The following is a 23163-nucleotide window of genomic DNA, read 5'->3' as shown; positions in this document are numbered from 1 at the left end:
GCACGCCTCGTGGGCTAGCCCCGAACCCTCACACCTTTATATTCTTTTTATTATACAACAGCCGTAAAGTATGCCCAAACGGAATGGCAACCTTTTGAAAAACTTTTTTCTGTGAAATAGAGTCTCATAAAATACCGGATATTTTCATATTGAGCTAAAACCCAACTAATAATAGAAAAAATTTATACATATAGGGGGTATGGGTAAACGTATAGAAAATTCGATTTCCTCATAGAGGACTAATGCGGTAAATGAGAATCAGGAAAATTCATAAATATCAGTAAAAACCAAGTAAAATATGCTATAGTTAGGATCTATTCTCAAATAAAATGGAATAATATCATGGAATTGAAAATTTCAAAAGTACTTAAAAACTAATAATTTTATCGTTTTTTTGAAAGAAAGGACTTGAAATCCTAGAAAGCTATGGTATTATACTCATATAAGGAAAATAACTTCTAATGACTATTTACTTTTGCATAGCTGCGGGTTCAATAATAATAACAATACCCCACTAAAAATAATAACAAAGCTGTGCGATTGGATTTCCTTTTTCTTTTTACTTGCTATGGGAGGAACTTCATAATGAGAAACTGTGTATTAATCATCGAACATGATCCGAGTGTCAGCCGTTTTATGCAGCTCAAGCTGGAAGAGGAAGGCTTCAGCTGCCTCATTGATAATACGGGAGAGGCGGCTGTTGATCTGGCAGGTCAGCGTCAGGTGGACCTGATCCTTCTGGATCCGGATGAACCACTGAAAGGTGGCCATGAGATTCTGGGAAAGGTGAGAGAGATCAGCTCTCTGCCGATCATCTACCTGTCTTCCGATACATCTGTCGATGCGAAGGTCGAAGCTCTGAATGCCGGTGCCGATGATTATATGACAAAGCCATATGCTACCAAGGAACTGATCGCTCGCATCCATTCTGCGCTGCGCCGCCACGAAGAACCGAAAATTATCGTGGACCCGGCCTTCACGATCGGTGATCTCTCCATCTATCCGGAACGTCATGAAGTACGTGCCAGTGATGAAGTTGTCGATCTCACAAAGAAAGAATTCGATCTGCTCCTTTTCCTGGCCAAGAATAAAAACCGCGTGCTGAAAAGAGAAGAGATTCTGGAAAAGGTCTGGGGCTATGGCTATGCAGGAAAGACGAATATCGTGGACGTTTATGTCCGCTATCTGCGCAGCAAGATCGATGAAAAAGTCGGCAAGAAATACATCCATACCGTTCGTGGCATCGGCTACGTAGCTAGAGACTGATATGATCCGTCAAGTCATTGTCGTAGAAGGTAAATCGGATATCGCTCGTGTGAGCCATGCCGTAGAAGCTGATATGATCGCCACGGAAGGCTTCGGCATCCGTCGCGAAACATTAGAACAGATCCGCCTCGCTTATGAAAAGCGGGGCATCATCATCCTGACGGATCCCGATGGTCCGGGAGAACGCATCCGTCAGCGACTGACCCGTCTTTTCCCGAAGGCGCTTCACGCCTTCGTGCCGAAGTCAGAAGCTTCCACAGAAAATGATGTCGGGATAGAAGACGCTTCGCCCGAGTCCATCCGAAAGGCGCTGTCTTGTCTCCGTGTCCAATATCAGGAAGACTCGGAGGAGTTTTCCATGGGAGATATTTTTGCGGCAGGTCTTACAGGCAGGCCGGATTCTTCTGAAAAAAGAGCCAGAGTCGGTGCGCTCCTTGGTATCGGCTATGGGAATGGGAAACAGTTTTTGAAACGGCTGAATCATTTCGGCATTACTCGTAGCGAGTGGGAAAAGGCATTGGAAGCATGCCAGAAGGAGCCGACATGTTAGACGCCAATTTAGCAGATCGTAAAGTCGTCCAGTATGTGATGAACCGTTTCGGCATCCACGCGAAGCATCGCCTGGGGCAGAACTTTCTCATCCGACCCGATGTCGTTGCTGCCATCGCAGAGGCTGCTGAACTCAGCGATGGGACGCCCGTCATGGAGATCGGGGCCGGTATCGGCACTCTGACGCAGGCACTCGCGGAGACCGGCGCGGATGTGACAGCCTTCGAGCTGGATCAGAGCTTGAAGCGCGTCCTCGACCATACACTGGAACATTATAAAAATATTCATATCATCTATGAGGACGTGCTGAAAGCCGACCTCAAGACCATTCTGGGAGAAAAGGACTGGCACTGTGCGGCGAACCTGCCGTATTATGTGACCACGCCGATCCTTCTGACGCTCATTCAGTCAGGACTTCCCATTTCTCTCTTCGTATTCATGATGCAGAAGGAAGTGGCAGACCGCATCCTGGCTGCGCCCGGATCGAAGGATTATGGCGCTTTGACACTTGCGGTACAGTTTGACTGCACGGCAGAGCGTGTCATCGACATCCCGCCGACCGCCTTCATTCCGCGCCCGCAGGTCACGTCGACGGTGCTCAAAATCCGCCGCCGCGAGAGACCGGCAGTCGAGGTGAAGGATAGAAAGCTCTTCTTCAGCCTCGTTAAGATGGGCTTCGGCCAGCGCCGCAAAGTCTTCACCAATGCCATGAAGGCAGGCGGCATCTCTGCTGATATGGTGAAGGCGATCCTCGAAAAAGCGGATATCGACGGCTCTCGCCGCGGAGAGACCTTCTCCATGGAAGAGTATGGTCGCATGGCAGATGCATGGTATGAATTGATCCATGAATAAGAAAAGGAGCTGTGAAATAATAGCTCCATGAACACAAAAAAGGACTTTCGATTTTTGCGAATCAAAAGTCCTTTTTTGTGTTAGAATTTAACTGCAATGAAAAACCTAACTGTGTATTATAGTACTCCCAAACAGGGAATTTTACCAGCATTTTTTTCTGAGTGCCTAGATATCACAGATCCGGTTTTCACGTTTGACAGATTTATGGAGGAAATCGATTTACGCAAATATCTGAGCAAACTCCCTGCTCATAAGTTGGGAAGAATCAGATATAATCCCGTCAATATGTTGAAAACGGTTCTGTTCGGGTTTATGGATGAAGGATGCATCTCTCTCAGAAAGCTGGAAGACAATTGCAAAGTCAATATCCGCTATAAATACCTTATGGACGGTAAACGCCCGTCCTATCGGACTTTCGGATATTTCATCAATACTGTCCTGATGAATCAAGCTGAATCGCTCTTTTATGAAATCACCCAGGAAATCATCACCAAAGAACATGTGGACCTGGACCACCTTTATATCGATGGCTCCAAATTCGAAGCCAATGCCAACAAGTACTCCTGGGTCTGGAAAAAAGGTACGGAGAAGTCGAGATTCCGTCTGTATACCAAAATTTCAGCACTCCTGGAAGAAATCAATGGAATGTTGGGCTGTAGTGGTCTGAAAGTCGAGATCAATTCAGAATATGCTCCTGAATATCTGGAGCTCATCCTGAGCAAACTTCATGAAATCTGGAGCCTGGACGAGGAAAAATTTGTCCATGGCAAAGGGCACCATAAGAGTCCGGAACAGCGGAATTACGAAAAGCTAAAAATGTATCTGCATAAAATCAAGGAATATGGGGAAAAGTTGAGTATCTGTGGAGAGAATCGTAACAGCTATTCTAAAACGGATCATTCAGCTACGTTCATGCGGATCAAGAGAGACTACATGGGGAACGACCAGCTGCTGCCGGCATATAACGTCCAAGTTGGCATAGCCGATGAATACATAGCAGTCCTTGACGTAAACCAGTACAGGTCAGATATGGACTGCTTCGTTCCCCTTCTGGAAAAGTTTTATGAGCACCATGAGATATATCCAAAATATCCAGTAGCTGACGCAGGGTATGGTTCATTTAATAACTATCTGTACTGCAGCAAACATGGGATGGAAGCCTGTATGAAATTTCCCATGTTCTTCAAAGAAACGACGAACAAGAAGTATCGCGAGGACCCATTCCGTGCAGTCAATTTCAAGACGACGGTGGATGGAGCGCTGCTCTGTCCCAATGGAAAGAAGTTCAAATTCGTCTACAGGAAAAACATTCGAGGCAACCAATATGGCCGTCAGGAAGAAATCTATGAATGTGAGGACTGCAGTGGCTGTCCTTATGCAGAACGTTGCAAGAAAACACCTCATAACAGACGGATCAGCCTGAATCGTGAACTTACAAAGGTCCATGTTGAAGTCATTGGACGATTGACAGATACCCGTGGATTTCTGCTAAGGAGGAACCGTGCGATCCAGGCAGAAGGTACTTTCGGAGTGATGAAGAACGACCGGGAATATGACCGGATTGTCCGAAGAGGTATGGATTCAGTGAAAATGGAAGTGTTTTTGGTTTCTATTGGCTTCAACCTGTACAAATACCATAGGAAGCAACAGGCACATATGGATATGGCAGCTTAATTTTAAAAAGCCAATTTTTGGGGGGAAAGGGGGAAGTATGCCCTTTTCCTCTTGTTTTTTACTACCAGGAGTGAAAAGGACACAAAAGAAGGAGCTATGAAGAAATGAATCTTCATTTCTTCACAGCTCCTTTTTACGTGGGAGATCATGTGTCATGAACCATGTTGGAAAGGAGACGGCTGAGAACTTTTTATGGGACCGGAGAACGCGATCATCAGCTGATGCTGCGATACGATGGAGTAAGCGGATATGGTGTACCTGCCGGAGGATATCGCCCGCCGGAGCAGAAGAGGCATGGCGACGGGGCGTATGCGGGGAAACCACCGGAGAGGAGATCCTTCCAAGCAAAACGCTCTTTGCCCGAAAAAGGCAAAGAGCGTTTTGCTTGGCGGAGCAGGTGGGATTCGAACCCACGGGCCTCGAAAGGCTAACGGATTTCGAGTCCGCCTCGTTATGACCACTTCGATACTGCTCCATGATGAAATTACTTCCGGCGATGGGTGAAGAAATCGTCCATGAGTGTCTGACACTTCTCTTTCAGAATCCCGGAAGTGATGTCCAAGGTGTGATTTGCCATACCCTCTCCGATGTGGAAGCACGAGTCAATACCGCCATAGAGGGGATTGGCTGCACCGTAGATCAGATGCGGGATGCGGGCATTCATAATGGCGCCTGCGCACATTGGGCATGGCTCTATGGTAACATAAAGCCGCGTGTCCGTCAAACGCCATTTGGAAAGAAAATGGGAGGCGGCGCGGATGACGTTGACTTCTGCGTGGCTGGTGGGGTCGAAGGCGGCTTCGCAGCGGTTGTGGTCAGCAGCGAGTATGATGTCTTTATAGACGAGGACGGCACCGATGGGGATCTCTCCTTCGTGATAGGCTTTTTGTGCTTCGTCAAGTGCGATCTGCATGTATTCCGTGTCTGTCATGGGGGCTCCTTTAGAAATGGGATCAGCGGATTCAAAAGGTTCAGCGGGCTAAGCAGAGATTCATGCCTGCTGCTCTTATATTTTATCATACTTGGCTTTCCCTGTTGTCGGTCAGATGCCAAGAGGCTTACAGTGTGGGATAAAAATGACTGCGTTTTACTGTTTTTTTCGCATCGCACCACGTCTGTGGAAGCTGCTCAGACCGCAGAGCTTAGAGAACTGGTCAAGTCCTCCTGCCGTCTCAACAAAATTCCCATTTTCATCTTTCCTATCTCTCTTGGATTGTGCTAAAATAAAGTGAAAATACCTTGAAGGTATAATGACAGAACGGAGGAGAAGAATGGAAGAAGAAAGAAAAGCTGCGAATTTTATCGAAGCAGAAATCAATAAAGATATTGAAAATCATGTCTATGCGAATGATCGGGTGCTGACGCGTTTTCCGCCGGAACCGAATGGATACCTTCACATCGGGCATGTGAAGAGCATCTGTCTCAATTTTGGCATTGGACAGAAGTATCATGGGGAGACGAATGTCCGCTTCGATGATACGAACCCGGCAAAGGAAGAGGTCGAGTATGTGAATTCCATTCTGGAGGATGTGAAGTGGCTCGGCTTCCATTGGAAGGAACCTGTCCATTATGCATCTGACTATTTTCCGCAGCTGTATGAATTCGCCTGCAAGCTGATCCGCATGGGCCTTGCGTATGTCGATGACCAGACGAGTGAGGAAATCCATGATACCCGTGGCGATCTGAAGCATCCGGGCAAGGAAAGTCCGTATAGAAACAGAAGCGTCGAAGAGAACCTGAAGCTTTTCCAGGAAATGAAGGAAGGCAAGTACAAGGATGGGGAAAAGGTGCTTCGCGCCAAGATCGATATGGCTTCGCCGAATATGGTCATGAGAGATCCGGTCATTTATCGTGTGCTGCATGCGACCCATCATAGAACGGGAGATACCTGGTGCATTTATCCGCTCTATGACTTTGCACATCCGCTCTCTGATGCCATCGAAGGGATCACACACTCCATCTGTACGCTGGAGTTTGAAGAACGCCGTCCGCTTTACAACTGGTGCCTGCAGGCATTCGACGGGCCGGAAAAGCCGCGCCAGATCGAATTTGCCCGCCTCAACGTGACGACGATGATCACGAGCAAGAGAAAGCTCCGCAAGATGGTAGAAGCCGGCCTCGTTTCCGGATGGGATGATCCGCGTATGCCGACCATCAGCGGGATCCGCCGCCGAGGTTACACGCCGGAGTCGCTGCGTCATTTCTGTGAGCTGGTAGGGGTCGCCAAAGCGGACAATCTTGTCGATATCGCGCAGCTGGAATACTGCATTCGTGAAGACCTGAAGGCGAAAGCTCCTCGCCTCATGGTGGTCGTCGATCCGGTGAAGGTTGTCCTCACCAACTATCCGGAAGGACAGATCGAAGAGATGACGATGGAGAACAATCCGGAGGATGCTTCAGCCGGAGAACGTCAGGTACCGTTTGGCAGAACTCTCTATATCGAACGGGAAGACTTTATGGAAACACCGGTGAAGAAATTCTTCCGTATGACACCAGGCAAGGAAGTCCGCCTGAAGGGGGCTTATATCGTGAAGTGTGAGGATGTCGTCAAGGATGCCCATGGCGATATCGAGGAGATCCACTGCACAGTCGACTTTGACACAAGAAGCGGTACGCCGGGAGCGGATCGCAAGGTGAAGGGGACCCTCCACTGGGTCGCCGCTGATACAGCGGTCGATGTGGAATCTCGCCTCTATGACTACCTGATCCCGCCGGATGATACGGATGATGGCCGCGATTTCATGGAGAAGGTGAATACCCACTCGCTGGAAATCAAGCACAGCAAGGCAGAGCCGGAAATCAAAAAGTACAAGGTCGGAGATCGCTTCCAGTTCCTCCGAAAAGGCTACTTCATCATCGACAAGGACAGCAGCGAGGATCATCTGGTCTGCAACCGCATCGTAGGTCTGCGTGATACTTGGGCAAAGCTCGCTAAGAAGAACGGCTGATATGAAGATGTGGAAACGCGTTTGCGCCGGGCTTCTCGTGGCTGCCCTGCTGCCGATCTCCTCGCTGGCAGCGGAGAAGCTGGATCTCAAAGGCATCGGGCGGATGACGGTGCCAAAGAATGTGACCTTTGAAAAAGGGGCGCAGGATGCACTGCCCTTCCTGTCTGCAGGTGGGACAGAGCGATTCTTTTTGCGGCGCGGGATGACAGACAGTGTATATTACACGATGACCTATGCGGATCCTCCGGATTTCAGCTATGGCTGGGCGATGTCGCATAAGCTCGGTGTGTCTTATCTTCTCGGCATCGGAGCGGTGAGTCATAAGGATGATCCGGCGGAAGCACAGCTGGATCTCATCGCGGCCGATCTCAATGAAAGGCTGATAGAGTCCGGAGCATCTTTTGAAGGCGAAGCACCTCTGGTAAAAAGCAAGGATAAGAAGCATCTTCGCTATGAGGGCTCTGTCGTCATCACGACGAAGGAAAAAGATGTCACATACCATGAGGCGTATCAGATCGTCCTTGCCTGTGATGGTTATTTCACAACGCTCGGTATCATCAATACAGATGCGGATCAGAAAGATCTTACCGCGGCGGTAAAGATAATGGTGCAGAAGAGAAAACTCCCTGAAAAGGTGAAACTGCTCGATCTGGCAAAACGAGGGACATCCTTGACAGAGTGGGAGTGAATGGAAGCGTTGATTCTCCGGAGCATCCCTGCCGCCAACATCACCATTGACAAGGTGACCTCAAACATTTAATATGTAAGTGTAGTAAATTCAGGGAAACATGGATGTCATTGCGGCATCAGATTTCTCAGATGTACTGGTATGTAATAGGAGGAATTCCAAATGGCAAAAGTAGCAATCGTATACTGGTCCGGTTCCGGCAACACAGAAGCTATGGCTCAGGCTGTAGAAGAAGGTGCCAAGGCAGCTGGCGCAGAAACGACCCTTTCTTTCGTTTCTGACACCACGGCTTCCGATGTAGCAGCTTTCGATCACATCATCCTTGGCTGCCCGGCTATGGGTAATGAAGAACTGGAAGAATATGAATTCGAACCATTCTTCGCAGAACTGCTTCCACAGCTGAAAGGTAAAGTTGTCGGCATTTTCGGTTCCTACGCTTGGAATCAGGGCGACTGGATCGAAACCTGGAAACAGCGTTTTACCGATGAAGGCATCGAACTCGCTGCTGAACCGGTCAAAGCTTACAGCTATCCGGACGACGATGCACTGGCAGCTTGCAAAGCTCTTGGCGAAACCGTTGCTAAAGCGTAATGACTATATAAAAAAGGGCGTTCCAAGGGGCGCTCTTTTTTTGTAGAAGAAGGGCAATGAGAGATTCTTGCGAATGGCGACAGGCTCTCCCTTCATATTTCTATTTGGATCAGCGTTTCCTTACATTTTCGCATAATCTCATGAGACGTGGGGATGATGGATGCAGTCATTCCCCGGTGAGGAGGTCAAGATGAGACAGAAAGTAGCGATCATTTTTTATTCTGCGACAGGGAATACGGAAGCTATGGCAGAGGCTGTCGCAGTCGGTGCTAAAAAGGCAGGAGCTGATGTGCTGCTGGCGCCGGTATCTGATGTGGATCCGGTGGAGATCGGCAACACCTGCCATCGGATCATTTTGGGCTGTTCGGCCTGGGGGGTGGAGGTTATCGAAGAGGCACAGATGAAGCCCTTCTGTGATAAGCTGAAGCCCTACCTCAAGGGAAAGATCATGGGCATCTTCGGCTCGTGTGGCTGGAGCCGCGGCGCATGGCTGAATTCCTGGTACAATGAGCTGCACTTTGCCGGAGCCAGATTCCCGGCGCATCCGCTCCTTGCGTATGGCTACCCGGATGAGACAGCACTCAAAAATTGCGAAGAGCTCGGAAAAGCAGTGGCAGAGGCGGAGGAATGACTGGTGACTAGTGACTGGAGACTAGAGAACGTCAGACTCTCGTGTCGTCATTTCGAGCGATAGCGAGAAATCTTTCCCATTCGCGGTCAGGCGGGCGATGTTTGGACCTCCGAAACGGGAAAACTGCTAGGGAAACACTGATTCTGCGATTTAATCAGTGTTTCCCTAGCCCCAGTCCTTCGGATACCCTCGTTGAACTTTCTAAACCTGTTGAAACTGTTCAACCTATTTCCACGCATAGAATCAAACAACCAACAAACAAAAGAATCGAAAGGACGATAACCAATGAATTGGGACAATAAATTTGCCAGCGATGTGAAAGCGGTACCATTTTCCGGTATCCGTAAATTTTTCGATCTGGCCAGTTCTATGAAAGATGTGCTCTCTCTGGGTGTCGGTGAGCCGGATTATGCGGCTCCTGATAAGGTCATCCATGCCTGCATTGAAAGCCTGAAGAGAAAAGAAACATCTTATACGTCGAACTGGGGACTTCTTGAGCTCCGTGAAGAGATCGCCAAGCTTTTTGCAAAGCGTTATGGGCTGACCTATGATCCGAAGGATGAGATTATGGTGACTGTCGGTGTTTCAGAAGCCATCGGCCTTGTCATGACGACTTTCCTGAATCCGGGAGACGAAGTGCTGATCCCTGATCCTGCCTACCTGGCGTATCCGGCCTGCGTTTCTATTGCGCACGGCGTACCGGTCCTGGTACCGACCTATGCGAAGGATGAATTCCGCCTCACGGTAGAAGAACTCGAAAAGAAAGTCACGCCAAAGACGAAGGCCATCCTGATCGGATATCCGAATAATCCGACCGGAACGATCATGGACAGAGCGTCTTTGGAAAAGGTCGCTGCTTTTGCCAAAGCACATGATCTCATCGTCATCGCGGATGAAATCTACTGCGATCTGACGTATGAGGGGCAGCATACCTGCTTCGCTTCGCTGCCTGACATGCAGGAACGCACGATCGTCTTGAATGGTTTCTCCAAGTCTTATGCGATGACGGGCCTTCGTATCGGCTACGTTTGTGCTCCGCGGGAAGCACTCGAGGAGATCTACAAGGTACATCAGTATGAGATCCTCTGCGCTTCCACGACCAGCCAGTATGGCGCGATCGAAGCACTCAGAAACTGCGATGATGATGTAAAAGCTATGTATGAAGAATATGCGGCCCGCCGTGAAATGATCTATCAGGGGCTGGTGGATATGGGTCTGACAGTCTTCAAACCGAAGGGTGCCTTCTATATTTTCCCGGATATCAGCTGTACAGGGATGGATGAGGAAGAATTCTGCGACAGGCTTCTTACGGAAGAAAAAGTCGGTGTCGTACCCGGCACCTGCTTTGGACCGCAGGGGAAGAATCACATTCGCATTTCCTACGCAGCCAGCCGTGAGAATATCGCCGAAGCGCTTAAACGCATGGCCCGCTTTGTAAAGAAATATAAAAAGGCGTAAATACAAGGAAACGCCGATTCAATAAATAGCTCGCTATTCGCGTCAGGTGATTCCTCGCTATGCATAAAAATTCAAGAGTAAAATCTGACAACGATTGAATCGGTGTTTCCTTCATTTGAAAAGAGGGCCTTCCACGTCGTGGAGGCTCTCTTTTGCTTGACAGATGAGAGGCGGGGCTAGCATAATATGATTGTTGGCAGTTTCAGCCATGAATGACCGGTCATGGATCATGGCTTTTCGATAAAAGGAGAAAATGATGAAGCTACGCATATATCTACTGACACTCCTGCTCGGAGTTCTCGGCTTTGCAGGATGCGAAGCGGCAGAGCAGAACATGCGTGAAACGGCTCTTCCTTCATCGGCCGAGGTTCCGGCGGAGAAGACCATAGCGGAGTCTCATGGGAAAGCAGCGAAGGAGGAGACAGCCGAGGTCTTGCTTCTTCCCATCGATGCCTCTCCGCTTACAAGGGATGATTTTATACTGCACGGTATGGCATTGGGAGATCGCGCTTCTTCTCTCATCCAAAAGATGGGCGTGCCGGATGGCATCTCGCGCGGCAGTGTGAGTGATACCTATACATGGAAGGACTTCACGGCGCGGGTGAACCATGCTGTCACCGAAGAGAGCGCCTGGAAGGTCATGGGGAAAAAGGCACCGCCCACAGGCCTTGCCGAGTATCGAAGTGAGAGAAAGGATCTGGAAACGCTGCGCGGCATTCACGCGGGAAGCTCACGTGAAGCTGTCCTGCGTGCCTATGGTCGCCCTCTTCGCCTTCTTTGGGATGGGGAAAAGCGGGATTTCCTTCTGACTTATGAAGCCGGGGATCAAGAAATTTCTTTCACCATTCATAAGAACGTGGTAAAATCATTGCATGTGTCTTACTTGTCTGAAAAGAAGAAGACAGAAACGCAAGAAAGGCATGATTTTTTGCCGAAAGGGGACTTCTCTTTGGCGGGCCTTTCCTTGGGGCAGCGCTTCAAAGACTACTCTTTTATGGAGTGGGAACGGAAGATGATGAATCCCGGAGAGGAAATCTGGTACTACGAGGGCTATGGCGTCCGCATGACAAAGAAGGAACACTGGATCATGGCGTTCTTCCTGACAGATGATCGGATGCTGACTCCTCGAGGCCTTGCCATGGGCGATGATCAGTCGACCGCGGAAATGCTCTATGGCGCGCCGCAAAAGCTGGAGATGGATACCTCTACAGGCAGCCCGCGCACGGCCTATGTGTACTTCTCCCAAGGGCAGAAGGAGGTACTCATCCTCTATTTCAAGAATAAAAAAGTGGATGGCATCGTCTGCGCCGGGAATCCACAGCGGAGAAAGTGACCTGTCCCCAGGCACTCATTTTTAGTAGTCAAGCAATCTGAGGTGTTATCGTGTACGATTATTTTTGCGCATTTATTGTCGGCGTAGTGGAAGGGCTGACAGAGTATATTCCAGTTTCATCGACAGGCCATATGATCATCGTCGGGCATATGCTGGGCTTCGAGGGGACGCTTGCCGATCTCTTCGATGTCTTCATCCAGCTCGGTGCGATCCTTTCCGTTCTCGTGGTGTACAGAGAAAAATTTACCTTTATCCTGAATACCCATCACTGGTTTCGCACAAAGGGGCCTTCTCTTCTGAATCTGGCCATCGCCATGTTTCCGGCCTGCCTTCTGGGGCTTGTTTTTCATGGATTTATCAAGAATACGCTCTTTGGTCCTATGACAGTCATCATCGGTTTGGTGCTGGGCGGTATCTTCATGATCGCGGCTGAAAAAATGCATAAGCATTTCTCTGTGACAGATGTAGATCACATCACATGGAAGCAGGCGCTGAAGATCGGACTCTTCCAATGCCTCTCTCTTTGGCCGGGGTTTTCTCGAAGCGGCAGCACCATCGCCGGCAGCCTGCTCTTGGGGATCTCCAGAAAAGCGGCAGCAGACTTCACCTTCATCATGGCGGTTCCTCTGATGTTCCTTGCCTGCATCTATGATCTTCTGAAAACGATCAAGTACCTTGAAATGGGTGACTTCGGCATTCTGGCCGTCGGATTTGTGACCGCTTTCTTTGTAGCGTATGCATCCATTCTTTGGTTCCTGAAATTCCTGAATACTTCGACACTGACCGGCTTTGCCATTTATCGTTTCCTTGTCGCACTCGTTGCACTCATTTACTTCTGGTGAAAAAAGGCTCCCGCTTCGGCGGGGGCTTTTTTAGCGGCGTGAAATCGTTTCTTGCCGCCTAAGAACCAAGTCCCATAGGACTTTTATACATCGTTTCATCATAACTGTATTCGTATATTAAGCCCCCATCTGAGATGGGGGACCCGGTGGAGCCGTAGCTTTGCCTAGAGTATAAAAAATCCTCCAGTGTTAGAATAAAGAGGGTCTAGCAAACCACTTTAGCTAACAAAGGAGGAGTCCAAATGGACAACAATAGTATAGCTCATACCAAATGGAATTGCACATATCATATCGTATTCATCCCAAAATATCGCAAGAAAGTATTCTACGGGCAAATGAGGAAAGATTTGGTTGAAATCATCCGAAAATTGTGCGAGATGAAGAAAGTGGAACTGATCAAGGGAGCTGCATGCGTGGATCATGTGCATCTGTATCTCGGGATACCGCCGAAGTTGAATATATCAGACGTAGTAGCCTATATCAAAGGGAAAAGTGCGTTAATGATATACGACCGGCATCCCGGGATAAAAGCCAGATGGGGAGAACGGCATCTCTGGGCACGAGGCTATTATGTAGAAACCGTCGGGAATATCAACGAAGAAGTTATCAAGCGTTACATTTCAGAGCAAGAAGAAAGCGATAAGTTCGAGAAGTAAGTAAGACGAATAAGCGAAAGAGCCGCCATAGGCGGCTGTAAGTACAAAGACGATTTGCTAGACCTGCCATAGGCAGGTGTCAGTACAAAACCCCGGAGGGGTTCCAAATAAACCCCCATTTGAAATGGGGGTTGCTAACTTATCCCTCTTGCTGCTCCTTCCCAAAGCCCTCCAACTGCAGGATCTCCGCAGAAGCCGCTTTCGGCGATGGCTCAGCCCGAGAGAATGGCCGATGGGGGATTGGCATGCAAATCATTGTTCCCTACTGGCAAAAAGAATACATTCATGGTATGATTGAATTTGTAGTAGTAGGAATAGTTTCTATTTCTGCCTGAAAAGAGAGAGAAGGAGGGGAGTACATGAAGGCTTATATCCGTATCAGACATACTGGAGAATTATATGACCGCAGCTGCTATGCAGCCTATGCGGGAGCAAATGAACTGGATATCCCTGTGAAGCCCTATAAAGTGGTGTATTCTCTGACCGATAATGATCCGAAGGATCCTGTGGTGGGAACATTTTCTGATGTGAAGGTGGCACTCGAAAGATTCGGCGTGAAGCTGCTGCCACTGGATTATCCGGATGAGCTGATGCCCTTCGTCGGACGAAAGATCTGGAAATCGACGCTCTTCACCATCACCAGCCATGCGGAAGACTGGCATGTCTTCGTCAAACCGGTGGAGGATGTGAAGCGATTCCATGGCACTGTGCTCGATAAGTCGGAAGACCTCATCAAGCTGGGCGGGGGACTGGAAGATATCGATGTCTGGTGCAGCAGCCGTGTGAATTTCATCTCCGAATGGCGTCTCTGGGTACTTCAGGGAGAGATCGTAGGTCTTTGTCCATATAAAGGACGCTGGGATATTTTCCCTGATCCCAGCGTCCTCAAAGCAGCCGTTGCTGCGTATCATTCCGCCCCTGCCGGCTATGCGCTGGACTTTGGTATCACGGATGAAGGTAAGACGCTCCTGGTCGAGGTATCTGATGGCTATGCGCTCGCTTCCTTTGGCTTGAAATCAAGGCTCTATATGCAGATCCTTCTTGCACGCTGGCAGGAATTAACTAAAGATGTGAAAGTGTGAGCTGGCGTATCTGCTCATCATTTTGTCCCTATGGCACCGATGCTTGTAGTACCTTTGTGTTTTCTGCAGTAGTCGGTGCTTTTCTTACCTGCAAAGCGGATCCTCTGCTTTCTCGGCTGTCTTTGGCTGACAGGCGAGCCGCAACGGTACGGCACAAAAAGAGGTGCCGCGGAGCTTATAAACAGATAAAACTTTCAGGCATTTTGCATGCTGCCTGTGCGCTTCTTGCGAAACGGATAGGATACGCAATAACGATGAATGAATTTACAGAAAGGAGGAGTTGTGGTGAGGCTGAGCAATGATTTTCTGCAGCGGCTGAAGGACAGTGTCAATATCAATGACATCATCGGCTCGTATGTCGATCTAAAGAAAAAAGGAAGATACTATTTCGCCTCCTGTCCTTTTCATGGACCGGAGAAAACTCCTTCTTTTTCAGTGTCTCCGGAAAAAGGATTTTATTATTGCTTTGGCTGTCACGAGAGCGGGGACGTCTTCCATTTCCTGCAGAAGATGGAAGGGATCACTTTCATGGAGGCTGTGGAGAGAGTAGCTGACTATGCCCATATCGATATGCCGACGGAGGAGATCTCTCCGGAAGAACGGCAAAAGGCAGCCATGATGAAGAAAATGGTGGAGGTCACGGAGCTTGCAGGCTCTTATTTCCACAATTGCCTCACACGGACGCAGATGGGACAGGCGGGAATGGCGTACTTCGAGAAGCGCCACCTTTCGATGGAAACCATAGAAAGATTCAAGCTGGGCTTTGCACCGGCGGATTGGCATCGTCTATACCATGACTTCACGACGAAAAAGCAGATAGATCCGAAGATACTCACAGTCTGTGGGCTTTGCGGGTACAAGAATGGAAACTATTTTGATATGTTCCGCAATCGCTGCATGTTTCCCATTCTGGATCTGAAGGGGCGCGTGGTGGCATTCGGCGGTCGTGTCATGGATGACAGTAAGCCGAAGTATCTGAATTCGCCGGAAAGCCCCATTTTCAATAAGCGCCGTCTCCTTTTTGCTATCTATCAGGCACTGCCGGAAATCCGCAAAAAGCGGCAGGCGATCATGGTCGAGGGCTACATGGATGCGATTTCCCTGCATGCCCATGGTGTCACGAATGTAGTGGCTTCCCTCGGGACTGCCTTCACCGTAGAGCAGGCAAGGCTTCTCAAAAAATATGCCGACGAGATCGTTTTCTCTTATGATATGGATGCTGCTGGTCAGAATGCGACGCGGCGGGCATTGGAGATCGCCGGCGCTGTGGGACTGAAGCTGCGTGTGGCACTCGTGGGGGAGGGCAAGGATCCGGATGAATTTGTCAATCTTCATGGCGGGGAGGCTTATTTAGAAGCGGTAGCGCAAGCGCAGCCTGCATTGGACTATCTCTTTGGCGCGCTGCAGCGGCAGTATGATGCGTCGACACTTGACGGGCAGCATCACATTCTTGATGAGATGTTCGCTGTACTTCTCGCGCAGCAGGATACGTTTCAGTTCAATTCGTTCATCCGCAAGATGGCGATGACGCTCCACATGGATGAAGGAATGATCCGAAGTGAAGCGCTCTCCTTTGCGAAAAAGAATCATTCGACCCTATATATTTCCCAGAAAACAGCGCTGGAAGCACCGACGACAGACAATGGGCCGCAGGCAAAGAAGCAGAAGCTCCTGGAAGAAGGGCTTCTCAAGTACTGCCTCCGCTTTCATATGCTTCCTGAGGGCTGGGAGTTACTCAAAAATTATCCTTTCACCTCGCCTTTCCGTCAGAGACTCTTTGATGCGATGAAATCGATGGAGGGAGAGATCACGGAACAGGCGGTGGAGGGGAAGCTCCTTCGCGAGGATATACCGCTCCTGGCAGAGCTTGCGATGGAGGGGGATCCGCCCGGCTCTGTCCCTCAGGAGGAATATATATGGCCTTTGATGAAGATGTATCTCCAGAAGGAGTATCGTCTTCATACAGAAAAAGTCCAGTCTCTCATGACTTCAGATCCGGAAGAGGCCAGAAAAGAGCAGATGATCTGTATCCGCCTCAGCAAAGAGATCATGGCACTGGGAAGGGCATGAGTGGTGACCGATTACTGCGGTCAGATATCAGACATCAGAAGTCGGGCGGTAGAAGTCAGATACCTGAAATCTAATCCCTAATCCCTAGTCCCTAGTCACCAGTCACTAGTCTTTACGCATATTGTTTGTTTTGCATATACCACATTTCCGAAGCAGAGATGGACATGATCGCCGGAATGGATTACCAGTATCGGGGGATATAAAAATGGCTGAACGAATGACTCAACTTGAAAAATGGATTCAGGAGCTGAAGAAAAAATCCCATGACGGGCTGGTAGCGAATAAGGATATCATGGAATTCATTTCCACGCACAATCTGGGAGAAGAAGATCTGTCTGCTCTTTATGAAGCACTTCATATCCACCAGCTGGAAGTCGACTTTAATGAAGAAGTGGATGATTCCTTCGACTTCATCGAGGAAGAGGAGTCGGCTGAGCTTGTCAAAGAAGAAGAGGCCGAGGCGGAAGCCGAAGAAGACACGCCGGTGCCTGATCTGGATAATGCCATCTCGATCGATGATCCCGTGAAAATGTATCTGAAGGAAATCGGTGCGCTGCCCCTTTTGACCAGTGAAGAAGAGATCGTGCTTGCCAAGACGGTCGAGGCGGGTATGCGTGCGGATGCGCTTCCCGAAGAAAAGGAAGCGGCGCGGGAAGCGAAGAAAGAGCTGGCTGATCGGAACCTCCGCCTCGTGGTCTCCATCGCAAAGAAATATCTGGGCCGCGGACTTCAGTTTCTGGATCTCATTCAGGAAGGAAATCTGGGACTCCTAAAGGCGGTCGATAAATTCGACTATACCAAGGGCTATAAATTCTCCACCTATGCTACCTGGTGGATCCGGCAGGCTATCACACGCGCCATTGCGGACCAGGCACGCACCATTCGTGTGCCGGTACATATGGTAGAGACGATCAATAAGCTGAATCGCATTTCCCGCCAGCTGCTACAGGAGAATGGGCGTGAGGCAACCAATGAAGAGCTTGCCAAAGCCATGGGCGTATCACTCGCCAAGATACGCGAGGTCAAAAAGATCGCGCAGGACCCGATTTCTTTGGAAACGCCGATCGGTGAAAAGGAAGATTCCCATCTGGGAGATTTCATCGAAGACCATGAAGCCATCGCGCCGGATGATGCCGCCGGCAGCATCCTTCTCCGCGAGCAGATCGAAGAACTCCTGACCGGACTGACGGAAAGAGAACGACAGGTGCTCGAGCTGCGCTTCGGGCTGAAAGACGGCAAGACAAGGACTCTCGAAGAAGTGGGAAAATACTTCGATGTGACCCGCGAACGCATCCGTCAGATCGAAGGGAAAGCGCTTTCGAAGCTGAAAAAGACGGCAAAAAATCTGATCAACCAGTGAAATAGAAGCAATCAAAAAGCAGCCCTTGGGGGCTGCTTTTTGATTGGCTGATCAGATGGTATGCGCGGAGCCGACGACAGCTTCGATCTTGTGCATGACCATCTGCTTCACAGCCTCTCTGGCCGGCTTCAGATAGCCTCTCGGGTCGAAATTCGACGGATCCTTGCAGAGCGCTTCACGGATGGCACTTGTCATAGCCAGACGGATATCGGTGTCGATATTGATCTTGCAGACAGCCATCGTGGCAGCCTTGCGGAGCATGTCTTCCGGGACACCTTTCGCGCCGAGGACTTTGCCGCCATAGGCATTGCACTTTTCCACAAATTCCGGAATGACGGTAGAAGCGCCATGGAGGACGATCGGGTAGTCCGGCAGGAGCTTGCCGACCTTTTCCAGACGTTCATAGTCAAGATAGGGGTCGCCTTTGAATTTGTAAGCTCCGTGGCTGGTGCCGATCGCAATAGCGAGAGAGTCGCAGCCGGTAAGCTCTACGAACTCAGCCGCTTCTTCCGGATCCGTAAAGATCGCATCCTTCGCATCGACGCTGACCAGATCTTCTACGCCGGCCAGACGTCCAAGCTCGGCTTCGACCACGACACCTTTGTCATGTGCATATTCGACGATCTGCTTTGTGACTTTGACATTTTCCTCGAAGGAGTGCTTCGAGCCATCATACATGACGGAAGTAAAGCCACCGTCAATGCAGGCCTTACAGATCTCATAAGAAGAGCCGTGGTCCAGATGGAGTGCGGTCGGGATCTCCGGATAATCCTGAAGGGCAGTCTTGACCAGGCCGACGATATATTCCTGACCGGCATAATTGCGGGCACCTTCCGAAGCCTGAAGAATGACCGGAGACTCCTCTTCCTTGGCAGCTTCCATGATCCCTTGGATGATTTCCATGTTATTCACATTGAATGCACCAATGGCATAATGCCCCTGATATGCCTTTTTAAACATTTCAGTAGTTCCTACGAGCGGCATAACGATACCTTCCTTTCAATGCAACATTGATATAGTGTATACAATATATAAGCTGATCGGTGAATAAAAACTATATGATTGCCTTCCTTTATTATACTGAATGGTACTTTATATTTCCACTGTATTTTAAGAATTATTTTCAAAAAAAGTGTAGGATTACAATACATGTGTTACACATTGAAAACATGAAAAGCGAGATATCCTTGTGATATAGTTAATTCGTCAAAAGAAACTTTTATCAAAGGAGTATCTCGCATGAACAGTATAACACAACTTATGAAATATCGCAGATCTATGGTCGAATATGCATTGAAGCATGGCGTTACTAAAACTGCCATCAAATACAATACATATCGCCAATACGTATATCGCTGGCTTCGACGTTATGACGGCTCATTGGAGTCCCTACGTAATAAATCCCGCAGGCCAAAACACCATCCCAAAGCACATACAGCTGCGGAATTAAAGCTCATTCAGGATATGAGGCGTCGAAATCCAGAAGCCGGTCTGGTGGTTTTCTGGGTAAAGCTGCGTCAGCGTGGATACAGTCGTTCAGTTACCGGACTTTACCGTACATTGAAACGCATAGGGGTGACTCCGGTGAAACCACCTAACCCAAAATATGTGCCCAAACCCTATGAACAGATGCTGTATCCAGGGCAGCGAATCCAGATTGACGTAAAGTTTGTGCCGTCCGCATGTCTGACTGGTGAAGCCAAAGGAAAACGATTCTATCAATATACAGCCATTGACGAGTTCTCACGCTGGCGTTATGTGGAAGCCTTTGAAGAGCACAGCACCTACTCTTCCATGATATTTCTGGTGCATCTCGTTCAGGCTTTCCCGATGCCTATTGAATGTGTGCAGACAGATAACGGCACCGAATTCACTAAACGATTCACCAAAGCAAGGCTTGACGAAGACCTTACTCTTTTTGAACGTAAATTAAAGGAATTAGGCATCAAGCACAAAAAGATTCGTCCCTATACCCCAAGGCACAATGGGAAAGTAGAACGCAGTCATCGCAAGGATAACGAACGCTTTTATGCCACGCATTGTTTCTTCTCTTTTGAAGATTTCAGAAGACAACTCAAAAGATATAATTATCGAGATTATAACTGCTTCCCAATGCGACCGCTTGGATGGAAATCTCCCAAAGATACACTCCATGATTTCATCAAGCACGGTGTAACATATGTTTGACAAACCAACAATTTTAAGAATTATTTTCAAAAAAAGAAATGGCCGCTATTTCTTACAGGCAGAGAGACTGGTTTCATGGTACAATAAAAGAAAAGAAGGGAAACACTGATTCAATCGTTGCCCGACTTGGCTCTTGTATTTTCATGCAAAGCGAGGAATAAGCCGCCGCGAATAGCGAGCTATGTAAGGCGGCTTATGACGAAGCATGGCATGAAAATACATGCCAAATCGGACTCTGCGATTGAATCAGCGTTTCCCAGGGAAGGAGAACATAGAATGGATCAGAAAGAAGTCGATCTGAATGAAGAACAGGAGCTTTCCCCTGAAGAGCTGGCGGAATTCATGGCATCCTACAAGAAAGAGCTTGCTCGCATTTATAAAATGTCCAGCGCGAAGAAGTCTTTCATGGTGAGACAGAAGCTTCCAAACCTGAAAATGGCACTGGAAGAATGTGACCGTGATATGAGAAAGGATATTGATGAGCTGAAGCATAAGTATGGGATCCACTACTGAAAGGCAGCTGTTCTTTTTCAAAAAAACTTTATTTTACCTCTTGAAAAAAATGAAGTTACATGATATACTCTTAACATCGCTTGAGACAAGACCTCTTGAAACAAAAACAAATCAAGGATTTGAAAAAAGAGCTTGACAAAAGCAAGAAAAACGAGTATAATAAATCTCGTTGAAACGGATCATTAGCTCAGCTGGCAGAGCACCTGACTCTTAATCAGGGTGTCCGGGGTTCGAACCCCTGATGATCCACCAGAACATCATCGTTCGAACATTCTTCATTAGTTTCAATCTTAACTCTGATAGGATTGTCGAGCGTAGCGGGAACGGCTGTGTAGTTGAAATGAATTTCAGCTATGCAGCCGTTTATTTTTATGCAGCGAATGAAGTCCCAGAAGGTAGAAAGGGTGGCGTTTCCGGTTTCGGCCTTCTCTAGCAGCTTTTCTAGGAAGAATGTCACGGCTTCCGGCGTGAGAGTAAAGGCCTTTTCTTTTAACTCTTCGACCCGGATCAGTGCCTCAAGATCCTTGCTCCGATTGGAATATTCATTGGCTTGTGAAATGATTTCGTCAGCAGTCAGCCCCGCAGCCACGGCTTTCGAAATATTGCGGATTTTGGCATCCAGAGCCGCCTTTTCATGTTTTAGCCTATCTACTTCGGAATTGCCTTGGTCGCGCTCCTGGGCCAAAATGGCCTGAGCTGTGATGATTTTAATTGCATGGGGCTGTTTGAGCATAGCCACGGTCGCATTGTAGACAGCAGACTCAACGGCGTCCCGCCGGATAGCTTTGGCGTCGCAGTCTTTCCGGCCGTGTGTTTTCCCTGAGCATTTATAGTAGAAATATGTGTTTCCGCTCTTGCCGGTTCCGGAGATACCGACCATCGGACGGCCGCAGCGTCCGCAGAAGAGTTTCCCTGTCAGCTCGTAGTCGGGGGATGTACTCTTTACCATATTCCGTTTCCTCCCTTCTTTTATTTTCTGGACTTTATTGAAAAGCTCGTCGGAGATGATCCGCGGGGCATAGCCCGGATAGACCGTTCCTGCCCACCGGAACGTGCCGGTATAAATTGAATTTACCAGGATGTTGTTCAGACTGTTACGACTGAACGGGCGCCCCTGGGCGTTGGTGCAATGATGGGCATTCAGATAGGCGATAATATCAACAAGACGATACCGGTCAGAATACATCTGGAAAATATCTATGACCGCCTGTCTTTTTGATTCATCGACATATAGCCTGGAATCTATTCCCTTTTTGTACCCGAAGGGAATAACGGTGCCCACCCATTTCTTTTCCAACAGATTATCGGCCATTCCGCGGCGGACTTTTTGGGCAAGCTCCAGCGAGTAGTATTCAGCGTATCCTTCCAGCAGGGATTCCAGGATCACTCCTGTCGGATCATCTCTGATATTTTCTTTCGCAGACAGGACCCGGACACCGTTTTTCTTCAAGCGATTCTTATAGATTGCGGAATCGTAGCGTGATCTGGAGAACCGGTCCAGGGCATACACTATAACAAACTGGAACAGATGCCGGTCAGAGTCATGGATCATCCGCTGGAAGTCGGGGCGCTGGTCAGTCCGAGCAGACATGGCTCTATCAATGTAGGTCCCGATGATCCGGTAGCCGTTTGCGGTAGCAAAGGCTTTGCATTCACGGATCTGGCCTTCGATTGACTCCTCACGCTGCCGATCAGAAGAGTACCTGGCATATATTACGGCCGTTTGTTTTTCCATTTTTCGTATTCCTTTCTGGTGTAATAACTATGGGTAAGAGACTCAGGATAGGCCCCGTTCTGAACGGGGCTGCACTCCGGGCCTTTATTTTTTGCCGTTTTTACCCATAATACGATTGCTCCTTTGTTTTTGATAATCACGTTTGAACCATTTTCGTGCCCTCACGGAAATGGTCTTTTTTTATTGCTCGATTAGCGAATATTTCGCGATAGTCGATCCCATAAGATATAGGACTATTGCGGAATCTTAGAACAATTTAGATTCCAACTAAAGAAATAGAGGTCATGGCATGGTATACTAATACAGTAATGACCGCATGGAACTGGGAATTACAACCGCTGACAGAGTACTGGTAATACTCTGCAGCACCAGCCGTATCCATATTGACGTATGGATACGGCTTCTTAAATTTATACAAAATGGGGAATTAAATGCAGAATATTAATCTTGCAATGAATAAACAAAATGTGTATAATAGAGTCACAAAAGGAAACTTGGTATAGGTCTTACCATTGGGCAGGACTGATCTACGGGTTTCCTATTTTTTTGGGCCATAAATAAGCCAATCATAAATACGTATTAAACGCTTGAAATTCGTTTTCATAACAAAATCCTTTCCATCGCTTACGAATAAATTGGGGTGATTGGTCAAAAAACTAACAAGGAATTTTTTTAGTTCAGTAGCATCAATCTCTTCTTTGTATAAATTACACATGTAAGTTATTTTA

21 protein-coding genes and 2 tRNA genes are annotated in these 23163 nt (G+C 48.4%); 18 read left to right on the top strand and 5 right to left on the bottom strand.

The genetic code is table 11. The features are described 5' to 3' along the window. Nucleotides 1-585 precede the first annotated feature (585 nt). The 4 genes from ACGG9R_RS07030 to ACGG9R_RS07015 all read left to right on the top strand — a co-directional run bounded on the left by ACGG9R_RS07030 (nt 586) and on the right by ACGG9R_RS07015 (nt 4341). On the top strand, nt 586-1266 hold the full coding sequence (locus ACGG9R_RS07030) for a response regulator transcription factor (RefSeq protein ID WP_022105727.1): 681 nt from the start codon (nt 586-588) through the stop codon (nt 1264-1266). Between the two features lies 1 nt (nt 1267). Beyond that, complete coding sequence (gene rnmV / locus ACGG9R_RS07025; RefSeq protein WP_390153209.1) at nt 1268-1816, top strand: ribonuclease M5; 549 nt, start codon at nt 1268-1270, stop codon at nt 1814-1816. Next, a complete protein-coding gene (gene rsmA / locus ACGG9R_RS07020) occupies nt 1810-2667 on the top strand; it encodes a 16S rRNA (adenine(1518)-N(6)/adenine(1519)-N(6))-dimethyltransferase RsmA (protein ID WP_022105729.1) in 858 nt (285 codons plus the stop codon). The genes rnmV and rsmA overlap by 7 nt, the downstream gene beginning before the upstream one ends. A 96-nt stretch (nt 2668-2763) precedes the next feature. Beyond that, nucleotides 2764-4341 carry an IS1182 family transposase gene (locus tag ACGG9R_RS07015; RefSeq protein ID WP_390150229.1) on the top strand — a complete coding sequence of 526 codons (1578 nt, stop codon included), beginning with the start codon at nt 2764-2766 and terminating at the stop codon, nt 4339-4341. 386 nt (nt 4342-4727) lie between these two features. On the opposite strand, the gene ACGG9R_RS07010 is transcribed toward ACGG9R_RS07015, so the two are convergent. Both ACGG9R_RS07010 and ACGG9R_RS07005 read right to left on the bottom strand, forming a co-directional pair. After that, nucleotides 4728-4816 (bottom strand) — tRNA-Ser (locus ACGG9R_RS07010). Between the two features lie 9 nt (nt 4817-4825). Next, entirely contained in the window at nt 4826-5272 is a 447-nt protein-coding gene (locus tag ACGG9R_RS07005; protein ID WP_390153205.1) for a nucleoside deaminase, read from the bottom strand. Between the two features lie 340 nt (nt 5273-5612). Here ACGG9R_RS07005 and ACGG9R_RS07000 point away from each other — a divergent pair, with 340 nt between their 5' ends. The 11 genes from ACGG9R_RS07000 (at nt 5613) to rpoD (ending at nt 18000) form a co-directional block, all read left to right on the top strand. Further along, the gene (locus tag ACGG9R_RS07000; RefSeq protein WP_390153202.1) at nt 5613-7289 is read left to right on the top strand and encodes a glutamine--tRNA ligase/YqeY domain fusion protein; all 1677 of its coding nucleotides are present in this window, start codon (nt 5613-5615) and stop codon (nt 7287-7289) included. A 1-nt stretch (nt 7290) separates the two neighbouring features. Next, a complete protein-coding gene (locus ACGG9R_RS06995) occupies nt 7291-7977 on the top strand; it encodes a hypothetical protein (RefSeq protein ID WP_390153199.1) in 687 nt (228 codons plus the stop codon). A gap of 162 nt (nt 7978-8139) precedes the next feature. Continuing rightward, nucleotides 8140-8568, top strand: coding sequence for a flavodoxin (locus ACGG9R_RS06990; protein ID WP_390153196.1), 429 nt, complete (start codon nt 8140-8142; stop codon nt 8566-8568). A gap of 190 nt (nt 8569-8758) precedes the next feature. Continuing rightward, nucleotides 8759-9199, top strand: a complete 441-nt coding sequence (locus ACGG9R_RS06985) for a flavodoxin domain-containing protein (protein ID WP_390153193.1) — start codon at nt 8759-8761, stop codon at nt 9197-9199. A gap of 285 nt (nt 9200-9484) precedes the next feature. After that, nucleotides 9485-10657, top strand: a complete 1173-nt coding sequence (locus tag ACGG9R_RS06980) for a pyridoxal phosphate-dependent aminotransferase (RefSeq protein ID WP_390153190.1) — start codon at nt 9485-9487, stop codon at nt 10655-10657. Between the two features lie 256 nt (nt 10658-10913). Then, complete coding sequence (locus ACGG9R_RS06975) at nt 10914-11990, top strand: hypothetical protein (RefSeq protein ID WP_390153187.1); 1077 nt, start codon at nt 10914-10916, stop codon at nt 11988-11990. 50 nt (nt 11991-12040) lie between these two features. After that, nucleotides 12041-12832: an undecaprenyl-diphosphate phosphatase gene (locus tag ACGG9R_RS06970; protein WP_390153185.1), complete on the top strand. Its 792-nt coding sequence runs from the start codon at nt 12041-12043 to the stop codon at nt 12830-12832. Nucleotides 12833-13074: 242 nt separating this feature from the next. Further along, nucleotides 13075-13488 carry an IS200/IS605 family transposase gene (tnpA, locus tag ACGG9R_RS06965; protein WP_390151400.1) on the top strand — a complete coding sequence of 138 codons (414 nt, stop codon included), beginning with the start codon at nt 13075-13077 and terminating at the stop codon, nt 13486-13488. Nucleotides 13489-13847: 359 nt separating this feature from the next. Beyond that, nucleotides 13848-14570, top strand: coding sequence for an ATP-grasp domain-containing protein (locus tag ACGG9R_RS06960; RefSeq protein ID WP_322350597.1), 723 nt, complete (start codon nt 13848-13850; stop codon nt 14568-14570). A 285-nt stretch (nt 14571-14855) separates the two neighbouring features. After that, nucleotides 14856-16640, top strand: a complete 1785-nt coding sequence (dnaG, locus tag ACGG9R_RS06955; protein ID WP_390153180.1) for a DNA primase — start codon at nt 14856-14858, stop codon at nt 16638-16640. A gap of 217 nt (nt 16641-16857) precedes the next feature. Beyond that, nucleotides 16858-18000 carry an RNA polymerase sigma factor RpoD gene (rpoD, locus tag ACGG9R_RS06950; protein WP_390153172.1) on the top strand — a complete coding sequence of 381 codons (1143 nt, stop codon included), beginning with the start codon at nt 16858-16860 and terminating at the stop codon, nt 17998-18000. 51 nt (nt 18001-18051) lie between these two features. Here rpoD and fba read toward each other — a convergent pair whose 3' ends face one another. Further along, nucleotides 18052-18984 carry a class II fructose-1,6-bisphosphate aldolase gene (fba, locus tag ACGG9R_RS06945; protein ID WP_390153169.1) on the bottom strand — a complete coding sequence of 311 codons (933 nt, stop codon included), beginning with the start codon at nt 18982-18984 and terminating at the stop codon, nt 18052-18054. A 255-nt stretch (nt 18985-19239) separates the two neighbouring features. Here fba and ACGG9R_RS06940 point away from each other — a divergent pair, with 255 nt between their 5' ends. The 3 genes from ACGG9R_RS06940 (at nt 19240) to ACGG9R_RS06930 (ending at nt 20952) form a co-directional block, all read left to right on the top strand. After that, nucleotides 19240-20187, top strand: coding sequence for a DDE-type integrase/transposase/recombinase (locus ACGG9R_RS06940; RefSeq protein ID WP_390153166.1), 948 nt, complete (start codon nt 19240-19242; stop codon nt 20185-20187). 276 nt (nt 20188-20463) lie between these two features. Beyond that, nucleotides 20464-20700: a hypothetical protein gene (locus ACGG9R_RS06935; RefSeq protein ID WP_022105752.1), complete on the top strand. Its 237-nt coding sequence runs from the start codon at nt 20464-20466 to the stop codon at nt 20698-20700. 176 nt (nt 20701-20876) lie between these two features. Continuing rightward, nucleotides 20877-20952: transfer RNA gene (locus tag ACGG9R_RS06930), tRNA-Lys, on the top strand. On the opposite strand, the gene ACGG9R_RS06925 is transcribed toward ACGG9R_RS06930, so the two are convergent. Both ACGG9R_RS06925 and ACGG9R_RS06920 read right to left on the bottom strand, forming a co-directional pair. Continuing rightward, nucleotides 20915-22435 (bottom strand): recombinase family protein, encoded by a 1521-nt coding sequence (locus ACGG9R_RS06925; protein WP_390155115.1) that lies wholly within the window; start codon nt 22433-22435, stop codon nt 20915-20917. The two genes, ACGG9R_RS06930 and ACGG9R_RS06925, sit on opposite strands and share 38 nt — an antisense overlap. Nucleotides 22436-22691: 256 nt before the next feature. Next, nucleotides 22692-22853 (bottom strand): hypothetical protein, encoded by a 162-nt coding sequence (locus ACGG9R_RS06920; RefSeq protein ID WP_390153163.1) that lies wholly within the window; start codon nt 22851-22853, stop codon nt 22692-22694. Nucleotides 22854-23163 lie beyond the last annotated feature (310 nt).

This window comes from Dialister sp. i34-0019-2H8, from assembly GCF_042846925.1.
GTDB lineage: Bacteria > Bacillota > Negativicutes > Veillonellales > Dialisteraceae > Dialister.
This window is presented reverse-complemented; position numbering and strand designations above follow the sequence as displayed.